The sequence below is a fragment of the Verrucomicrobiales bacterium genome (assembly GCA_016793885.1).
Classification (GTDB): Bacteria; Verrucomicrobiota; Verrucomicrobiia; order Limisphaerales; family UBA11320; genus UBA11320.
On record JAEUHE010000132.1, the window covers coordinates 1 to 8,779 of the forward strand.

General features: G+C 56.8%; 6 protein-coding genes. 2 read left to right on the forward strand and 4 right to left on the reverse strand.

All coding sequences use genetic code 11. The features are described from left to right. Positions 1–900 (reverse strand): caspase family protein (locus tag JNN07_14635; GenBank protein ID MBL9168974.1); only part of this gene is annotated, 900 nt, incomplete at its 3' end. A 197-nt stretch (positions 901–1,097) separates the two neighbouring features. On the opposite strand from JNN07_14635, the gene JNN07_14640 reads away from it, so the two are divergent. Both JNN07_14640 and JNN07_14645 read left to right on the forward strand, forming a co-directional pair. Beyond that, positions 1,098–1,376: a hypothetical protein gene (locus tag JNN07_14640; GenBank protein MBL9168975.1), complete on the forward strand. Its 279-nt coding sequence runs from the start codon at positions 1,098–1,100 to the stop codon at positions 1,374–1,376. A 117-nt stretch (positions 1,377–1,493) separates the two neighbouring features. Further along, entirely contained in the window at positions 1,494–1,931 is a 438-nt protein-coding gene (locus JNN07_14645; GenBank protein MBL9168976.1) for a hypothetical protein, read from the forward strand. 234 nt (positions 1,932–2,165) lie between these two features. On the opposite strand, the gene JNN07_14650 is transcribed toward JNN07_14645, so the two are convergent. From JNN07_14650 to JNN07_14660, 3 genes are all read right to left on the reverse strand, one after another. Next, positions 2,166–4,151, reverse strand: a complete 1,986-nt coding sequence (locus JNN07_14650) for an ATP-dependent helicase (protein MBL9168977.1) — start codon at positions 4,149–4,151, stop codon at positions 2,166–2,168. Continuing rightward, positions 4,148–6,436 (reverse strand): ATP-dependent endonuclease, encoded by a 2,289-nt coding sequence (locus JNN07_14655; GenBank protein MBL9168978.1) that lies wholly within the window; start codon positions 6,434–6,436, stop codon positions 4,148–4,150. The genes JNN07_14650 and JNN07_14655 overlap by 4 nt, the downstream gene beginning before the upstream one ends. Positions 6,437–6,509: 73 nt before the next feature. After that, positions 6,510–8,779: type I restriction endonuclease subunit R (locus JNN07_14660; protein ID MBL9168979.1), on the reverse strand; the 2,270-nt coding region annotated here is incomplete at its 5' end.

Here is an 8,779-nt window from a genome sequence, read left to right on the forward strand (position 1 = left end):
TGCCAGCTCTGCTGCCCGCTTGGGGACCGCGATCTTTAGATAGGCTGAGACCTGTCCCAACGTGATGAACTCCGAGTCCACCGCCCCGATGCCCTCCTCCAGGGCCGTTAAAAGCTTGCCCGTAAACACCCCGGATTCGGACCGTGGATCTTCCAAGCTGGCCTGGCCCGCGCCGCAGGACGCCAGGGTCACCAGCCCGCGGGTTTCCGCGAACGCTTGGCGGAAGGCCGCAGTTACCTCTGGTAACCGGTAGTTGCCCTTTTGGCCGGGAGCAAAATCGAGACGGCAGGCGTCGATGAACAGCAACCGCTTCTGCCGACCCGTCGTGGCTAGATTGTTGGCCACATCCGTTGTGAGTGACAAGAAGGAGGAAGGGATACCCGCCAGGCCGTCGCTTGGAATGAAATAGGGGGTTTCGCGATACTCATTGCCGTGCCCGCTGAACGACACGATCAGCAGGCTGTTGCTGCCCGAGGACAGTCGTCGGACGGTTTCAAGGTGAAACAGGATTGTAGCACGACCGGCGCTAGGAACGACGACGGCACCCGCGTCCTGTAGCGCCTTCAATCGCGGTGCGTAACGGGCGGTGGGGCTACCGGCCAGGAGCAGGTGACACCGCTGGGCGGGGATCAGTTTCAGTCGCATCACGAACATCTCCGCCTGCGCGACCGCGTCATTCACTGAGAACTTCAGAGGTAGGATCGTCTCCTTGGGGTAATCGTTCACCCCCACGAAGAGGCCGGCGTTTTCCGCGGTCAAGGCGTCCCCCAGGGGAGACCAGTTGGTTTCGGGGGCCGCGCCAGAAAGGGTCCAGCAGGTGGGCAGGAGAATCAAAAGGGCGATGATCAACTTGGGGCCGAAAGCCCCTTGCGCCGCCACCCCTCGTCCACGCTCATCCATGATTTGTGGGGGCAGGTTAGCCAAGCTCCAGAAATCAACTCAACAAAGAAACCCAACGTTTTCAGTTTCGTGACGTGCGCGATTACAGGAAAGCCGATTTGCACCCCTTGGCTCCGGCGTCTACCTATGGTATGGATCCCCAAAACCCGTGAGCTCGCCAAAAGATCGAGGCCCGGGCCATTTCAAAGGAGGAGCGTATGTCAAATGTATCGCTAAATACGAGCGTTAGTCCGAAGAAGGATCGTCCCGTGCACGAGGTCCGGCTGGGGGGAGTGAAAGCCACGGTCTGGAAAAACGAATCCGAACGAGGGAGCCACTACAACACCACGGTAAGCCGGATCTATCGCGACGGAGAGACCTGGAAAACCAGCGAGTCGTTCGGGAGGGATGATCTGCTCCCTCTGGCCAAGGCGATCGACCAGGCCCACTCGTGGATCTGTGAGCAGACTGCCCGGCGTCCAGACGCGGAAGGTTGAGTGGGCACGCAGATCTTGCAGCATCCACAGGACCCGAACTCGGGCGGCGGTGCTGATTCCTCAGAATGTCCAAGCAAATCGTGAAACAACCCCCGTCTTGCTGCCTGAAGAGTATTGATGCCACATACAAACCAACAGAACACCGGAAACGAAGTCACAAAAGCGGAGGTCCTTCAGTCAGACAGCGGAGACGAAGCCTGGGTCCTGGAACGGCTCCGTGCCGCAACGCGCCCACCGGCTCCCGTCCCGGAAGCCGCGTTGGCTATGCTCGCCGAGGCTGCCACTGGCGATACCAGCGGAAGCCAAGCCGCTCGGAGCTTCCTGTTCTGGCTGGTTGGCCGACCGGACCCCGCCGGATATGAAGGGCGCGGCGGACTTGAGCTTCGACGACTGGACCAAGCGCACAAGGCCGCCGCGCTGGAGCTACTTGCCTGGTGGGCTGGCCCGACCCAGTCGGATCGGCCGCTCTATGAACTCCTGTCCAAGTTGGTTTTCAGAGTTGCTTGGGAGGATGACCGATCCGCTCAAGAACATAGTCGCCTAGGTGAGACCTAGGGACGTCGGTTCGTTGGAACTCGGTCATGCGGTTAGTTGGAGCCTGTCCCAAAAGCTTCTTGAACACCTCGACAAGCGATTCCGCGAAATGGGTCCGCTCGGCTACAGGGATTTGATGGAGAGCCATCGCTACCGTTTAGAAGCGGAGAATAGGGACGCTGCTTTCGGCTATACAGCATCGCCGCAGAGGAGACTCGCGCTTCACCATTGCCAACTGGCCACCACGTAGCATTCCTAAACCGGGGTTGAGGCCAGTTGGCTTCCGCCGTCACTGGCATTAGGGAGCCCATCTTCCAAATGGATGGATGATTCGGGAAAAATCGCGCGCGATAGCAGCCGCTGACGGGCGGTTTCAATGTCCTCGGTAAACAACACAACAACCAAGTCTTTCGTTGCGCGGGTGCAACAAACGTAAAAAAGGCGTCTCGTTCTTTCAATTGCGGTCTCCTTGCCCTCTCGTCTGTTGTCTTCGTCTCGTTCTGACAGCGGCTTAATGCCAAGATATTTGTCGTAGGAAAACTGCACATGAGTTCCTTCGTCGTCGTCCAGAACCACGAGAACTCGTTCGAATTCTGCGCCTTTGACGCCTTGTTGCGTGGAGAAAGGTGAAGCATCATTGACATAACAGTAGAACCCGCAGAATTGTGATGCTGGGCAGCGAAGGAACGCGCCCATCGACGCGACTTCTCTGGTCAATTCTGCACCGTCATCGTCGTTCGCGGGCTCGTCAGCAGTGTCATCCGTTTTAACTTCGTTTTGTTGGGAAGACTCGAGGTACGAAAGAACTCGGGGGTCCAACAACAGGATTTGAGAATCACGGAGAAGCAGAAGGGCATTGGCGACCGTTGCCGTCGCTCCGGGTTTCAGCATGTCTTGCAGCGCCTGTGTGATCCGCCGCAGTTCTGCCAGGCGTCCAACCATATTAACTCCGCCGAGGTTCTGAGGGTCCATCAACGGAGATCTCGTGCGCAGAAGTTGCATCACCTCAAATTCGCGCCCATTATTGGCAGCGTTCACAAGGGGCATAACGAAGTTAAAAAATGGGCGAATGGGCCATGCGGTGCCATCCAGAAAGCCGTTTTTGAATTTGTCCGGCGCTTTGTCATTCAGGGCCGCATACAAATCGCCGAAGCCGAGGCGCTTGGCGGCCATGCGGTGAACGATGACTAGAAGCTTAACCGCGTCGACGCTTTCACCAGCTTGCCATGCGGGATCCGAATGCTCCCGAGCGGCCCACGCGCGGACCTGCCTCAATCGTTCGTCGCGTCTGTCATCAGCCGGAAGAATAAAGAGATGTGCGCTACCTGGCACCGTTTGGTCAGCACCCTCGACGGTAGCCGTCCGTCCCCGAGTTTGAATCAAACCGTCGCCGTCTCGCCTGATCGCATTGGCCACGCGGAGCACTGAGGTTGGACAGCGGAAATTCTCAGGCTTTTTGATGATGCTCCATCCCGTTTCTGCAGAAACGTCCCCGATGCCTGTCATGTAAATTCGCTGCATTGGGTCACCAAAGAAGCCCAGGCAGAAACCAACTCCCTGCTCGCGGTCTACTGCCTTCAAAGCCGTCACGACCTTCTCGGTGGTATCTTGACTCTCATCGACGAAGAGGAATGGAAACTGTTGTGCCACAAGACGCCTCATGAGAGGGCGTGCAGTGATGATATCCGGCACCATGTTGATGATATCGTCGTGCCCCAAGATTCCTTTGACGTAATCACTACCGGTCCCATAGGTGAAGGATCGGATTTTACCAATACGTGCCTGCTGCTGCTCATAACGGAGAATATCGCGCTGATTCTTGTCGCGCGTGCGTCTCTGGACTCGCGGCCCGTAGTTTCGAGCAGTTTCCCTCAGTTCCGTGAGCCTCTCGTCAATCCGGTTTGTCACCCAAGCGTGGATATCCGACTGAAAGGCACGTACCAGAACCCAAAGGAAGCTGTGAATTGTTGAAACGTGAGCCAGGGGGTTTTGTCCAACGTCCGCCCATATCTCTCCAGCAGCAACCTCAGTATATGTGATGCAGGCGACCTTCTGGCGGCGTTGCTTCATTCTTCCGCCATGCTTGGCCAGAATCTCCATGAGTCCCTTAATCAAGGAAGTCGTTTTGCCCGACCCAGCGCCTGCGATCATAAGAAAGCTGCGTGGAGGCGTTGCATTAAGGCAGTCGTAAAGCTCACGGTCCGCTGCGGTATCCTGTCGGTTGGCGCGACTGCTGCTCATCCGAGGCCCTCCGTAGGGTCTCCAGCACCTCCTGTAACCTCTACGGCGGCAGGGAAAGCATCGGTTGGCTGGGGTTGCGACTCCGGGAGTTCAAGACTGACCTGACCATTCAGCCATGCTAACCCCTCCTTGATGTAGAGTGGGACGTTCCAGTCCTTCGGCGCTTCGGTAAGCACCGCCAAAGCGAACTTTGTCTTATCAAAGGATCGTCCTGTCACCCGTTTGTGGAGACCATAGGCAAGCGCGGCGGGAGTTGCAGGTGCGCTTCGCAATTTCAGGCCGATGCCTCGCTGAGCCTGGCACCAATCTGCATTTTCGAGGCCGAAGCTTTCTTCGAGCGTTCGACCGCAAAGTTTCTCTGTCGTACCGTTCCAAGTCACATCCAACGGAACCTGATAGGCAACACGAACTCTGAACCCTTTCCCGTCCGGGGCTGCGCTGGTCTTGTCGACGCCGTTAGCAGCGTACAGTTGGGCGATGGTCTGCTTTTGCGGAAGCCATTGGATTAATGTTTGGTTTGAGGTGAGTGCGCCTTCCTGAGACGGCAAGCAAGTCTTGCCAGTCTTCCTTACCGGAGGTTGCTCCTCATTCTCGTTCGGGATTTCGAATTCAGTATCTTGGTCGTCGTCCTTCTCCTGCTCGTTGGCGACGAGAGCAACGCTATCCAAGTCGGTGATGACGAGCGCTACCAGACCGAGGAATTCGATGAGCGACTTGAAGCGATGCCCGAAGGCGCCACCCACCTCGAGGATGGTGAGGCATGCTGATCGCAAGGAAACTGCTTCCTTTTCAATCATCACCGGAATCAACAGCCGCTCGACGTTGCCCTCAACCAGGATTGCTGCATCCGCAAAAAACAAATCACAGTGCGTGAGCTTCAGGTATCGCTGCAGGAAGTCTCCTTCGTGCGGGTCCTTTGCGTAGAATGACGATAGGTTCAAAACCTGTGTCGTCTGCTCACCGCCGTTGTATTGCCGCCGGAAGTAACGGATCGGCTTAAAGCCCCGCTCGTACAGAATATGTGGCGAGTGGGTCGTCACAACAGTCTGGCTGCAGTAGGCGGCTTCCGGATCGGCCTTCTCCCTCATCAAATCCAGCACCTTGCGGATGAACACTTGCTGGAGTTGTGCGTGCAAATGCGTCTCAGGCTCTTCAATAAAAACCAAGTGTAAGGGTGCTCGATTTTCCCCATCGGAAACCCACCTCGCGTGCAGGTCCAATACCTCGACCACCATGTAAATGAGGTTCTTGAACCCGAGCCCGTTGTAGGAATCGGGAAGCCGTAGAGCGTCCGTGTCGTTGCCAAGAACATAGTGCACCCGGGCGTCCTGACTGCTCATCAGGGTCGCCGGATTCAGGCCGGAGCGAATTTCCAGCTTAGGGTTATTGAGGCCGGGATACCCAAGCTCGGAAAGGCGGTCGAGTGTATCCTTGAATACGTCGGCCAGATGCGCGTTGAGACCCAACTCCGAGTCGAACAAAGCCCTGAGAGCGCGATGGTCGTCCTGGCGTTGGTCCAGGTTCCGTTTGTAGAATCGGCTCAGCCGCTTAGAGAGGTCTTCCGTCCTTCCCACGCTCTGCCCACCGCTTGACGACGGGTCTGAAAGGTGCCGTTGTGCACTGAGATTGTCGACCTTGAGAAGTGATTTCAAGATTGTGGCACCGCCAGGGTCATTGGCCAGTAGCAGGGGTTCGTAACCCGGCTGAGGCTGGTGGGCATCGTCAAATTGAGCGCGATCCAGTGCGAAGTATCTGAACTCGAATTCGTTTAAGAGCTCCTTTTGCAAAAAATCCGTGAAGCTCTTCGGCCACGGAACGTATTTCTCGTTCTCCCGTTGTTCCAAGGCGGCCGCCTTGGCTTGCGCTTCTTGTCGAGCGCTGCGGAACCTCTGAAGGATGTCCGCCTGATTGCGCGCTGCAAACTCGATGCGAATGCCGACCTGCGTGCCCTCCCAAGCTGTGCTTGGCAATAGCGGTATCACCGAAACCAGATCGGTGGCTACCACTTCAAACCAAAGGTCGAGGCCGATCGAGGGAAGAGCCGAATCGTCTGCATTTCCTTCCGGAAGATTCCCTAGCCTGTCGAACTCCTTCCAGCAGTACGAGCTGAAATCGTATAGCGAGAGCTTCTCCTTCGAGCCTGCGCAGAATGTATGAATGGCCTGAGTTGCCGACGTCTTGCCGCTATTGTTTGGGCCAACAAATATCGAGATATCTGAAGCGAGCTCAATATGCACGTCCCGCATCCGCCGGTAATTCCTGAGCCTATAGGAGTGGAGGTGCATGCGTTTTCCTACCTAAGTTACCGATTGGGTATGATTTTGTGTCGACGCTTTCCATCTCACTTGCGAATGGGTTTCATGTCGAAGCCCTGCTGCGCAAGGATTCGTAGAGCTTGGAGTGGTTGAGGAGGATGTCCTTAATCCCGCTTTGAACGGCGGGCGAGTTGAGAGCCTGCGTGCTCATCAGGTTGTGAGCATCGAGTGCGCCCATGATGGCGCTCAGCAATTCGGATTTGAGGTCAGGTGAATTGGCGAACTGTTCCTTGGTGTTGTTCGCCGCCTGCTGGCGCAGGGTTTCCGACTCCAGCAACTTGCCTTTGATAACGTTGTTGACGTAGACCAGCTTGTCCTGATCGGTGAGATCGCCCTCAAACAGGTCGTTTACCTTCTGGATGATTTCATCGAGGAAGGCTTTTTCCCTATCGTGCAGCATGCCGCTGCCAGCTTCGGTGATGGGGTCGAGCCTGGGTGTTTCTCCGGCGTAAAGCGGCATGGGCTGCCGCCCGGCATTCTTCAGGTTGTGGTGAGTGAGGACGACCTTGGAGAGGTCGATGCCTTCGCGTTCACGGCCAAATTCCAGCAAGGGCAGCAAGCGCCGATAGAAGATGACGCGCTTTTCGATGGCGGTGTTGGCGTAGTCGAAAATCTGGGACAGGAAGGTATAAAGCCGGATATATGCGCCCATGTCGGTTTTGAACAGGACGAGCGCATTGATCTCGTCTTGGGCTGCTTTCGTAGCGGCTTCATCCGCCTTTTCCTTTGCGGTTTTCAGCGCCACCTGCGCGGCTTTGTATCGTTTCATCAGCCGGTCTTCCACGGGGGCGATGGCGGAGACCAGCTCACTTTGCTTCGCTCCCTTCAGTTCGGCCTCGACGACGCGGTCCACTTCAAATTCGTCGTAGTGCCCTGCGGCATCAAGCTTCGCGCGCAGATTAAAAACCAGGTTGGGGTCGGTCGCCGCAGCCAGTTGTGCGGTTGTGTGATAAGTCTTGAAGGCTGCGAGGACTTCGGCTGCGTCATTGACGAAATCGAGAACGTAAGTTGTGTCCTTGGCGGGATGAGAGCGGTTCAGGCGCGAAAGCGTCTGCACGGCCTGAATGCCTGCGAGGCGTTTGTCCACATACATGCCGCATAGGAGCGGCTGGTCGAAACCGGTCTGAAATTTATTGGCAACGAGGAGGATTTGATACTCGTCGGTTTTGAAGGCCTCGCGGATGTCGCGGCCCCGGAGGTTCGGGTTGAGGGTACGGCTGGTTTCGCTGAAACCGTCCGGCCCGGATTCGGAGTCGTTCACTTCGCCCGAGAAGGCGACCATCGTTCCGATTTTGTAGTTCTGCGCGGTGATGTATTTCTCGATGGCGAGTTTCCAGCGCACGGCTTCAACGCGGCTGGCCACCACGACCATTGCCTTGGCGTTGCCTTTGAGAAGCGGCGCAACGTATTGCCGGAAATGCTCCACGACGATCTGAACCTTTTGGGAGATGTTGTATGGGTGTAGGCGCACCCAGCCCATGATGCCCTTCATGGCGGCGCTGCGCTCTACGGTCTTCTCGTCGTAGTCCTTCCCTTCGTGCGCCAGCTTGAAGGCGAGGCGATAGGACGTGTAGTTCTGCAAGACATCGAGAATGAATTTTTCCTCAATGGCCTGGCGCATGGAGTAGACATGGAACGGCGCGGGGAGATTGTCGGGACCTGCGGGCCTGCTCGGATCGGGCGTGGTGCCGAACAGCTCCATCGTTTTGTTTTTAGGCGTGGCGGTGAAAGCGATGAAGGTGATGCCTTTATCGTTGGCCCGCGTTGCCATCTGGGCGGCAAGAAGGTCCTCGGTACTGACCTCGCCGCCGTCGCTCAGTTCTTTCAGCTCCTCCGATGAGAGCACGGCTTTGAGCTTTGCAGCGGCTTCGCCGGTCTGGGAACTGTGCGCCTCGTCCGCGATGACCGCGAAACGCTTGCCTTTGGTGGCAGCCAGATTGCGAACTTCTTTGAGTGCGAAGGGAAACGTCTGGATAGTGCAGACGACGATTTTCTTATCGCCGGACAAGGCGGCTGCTAGTTCGGCGCTCTTGCTGGCGTCATTGCCTTTGATGGTGGCGACCACGCCGGTTTGTCGTTGGAAATCAAACAGCGCCTCCTGAAGCTGGGTATCAATAACGGTGCGATCGGAGACGACCAGCACGGTATCAAACACTTTCTGGGCCGCTGCATCGTGCAGCTCGGCGAAGAAGTGAGCCGTCCAGGCAATCGAGTTGGTTTTGCCGGAGCCCGCCGAGTGTTGAACGAGGTATTTACCTCCGGCACCGTTTATCACAACAGCGGACTGGAGGGCGCGGGTGACATCGAGCTGGT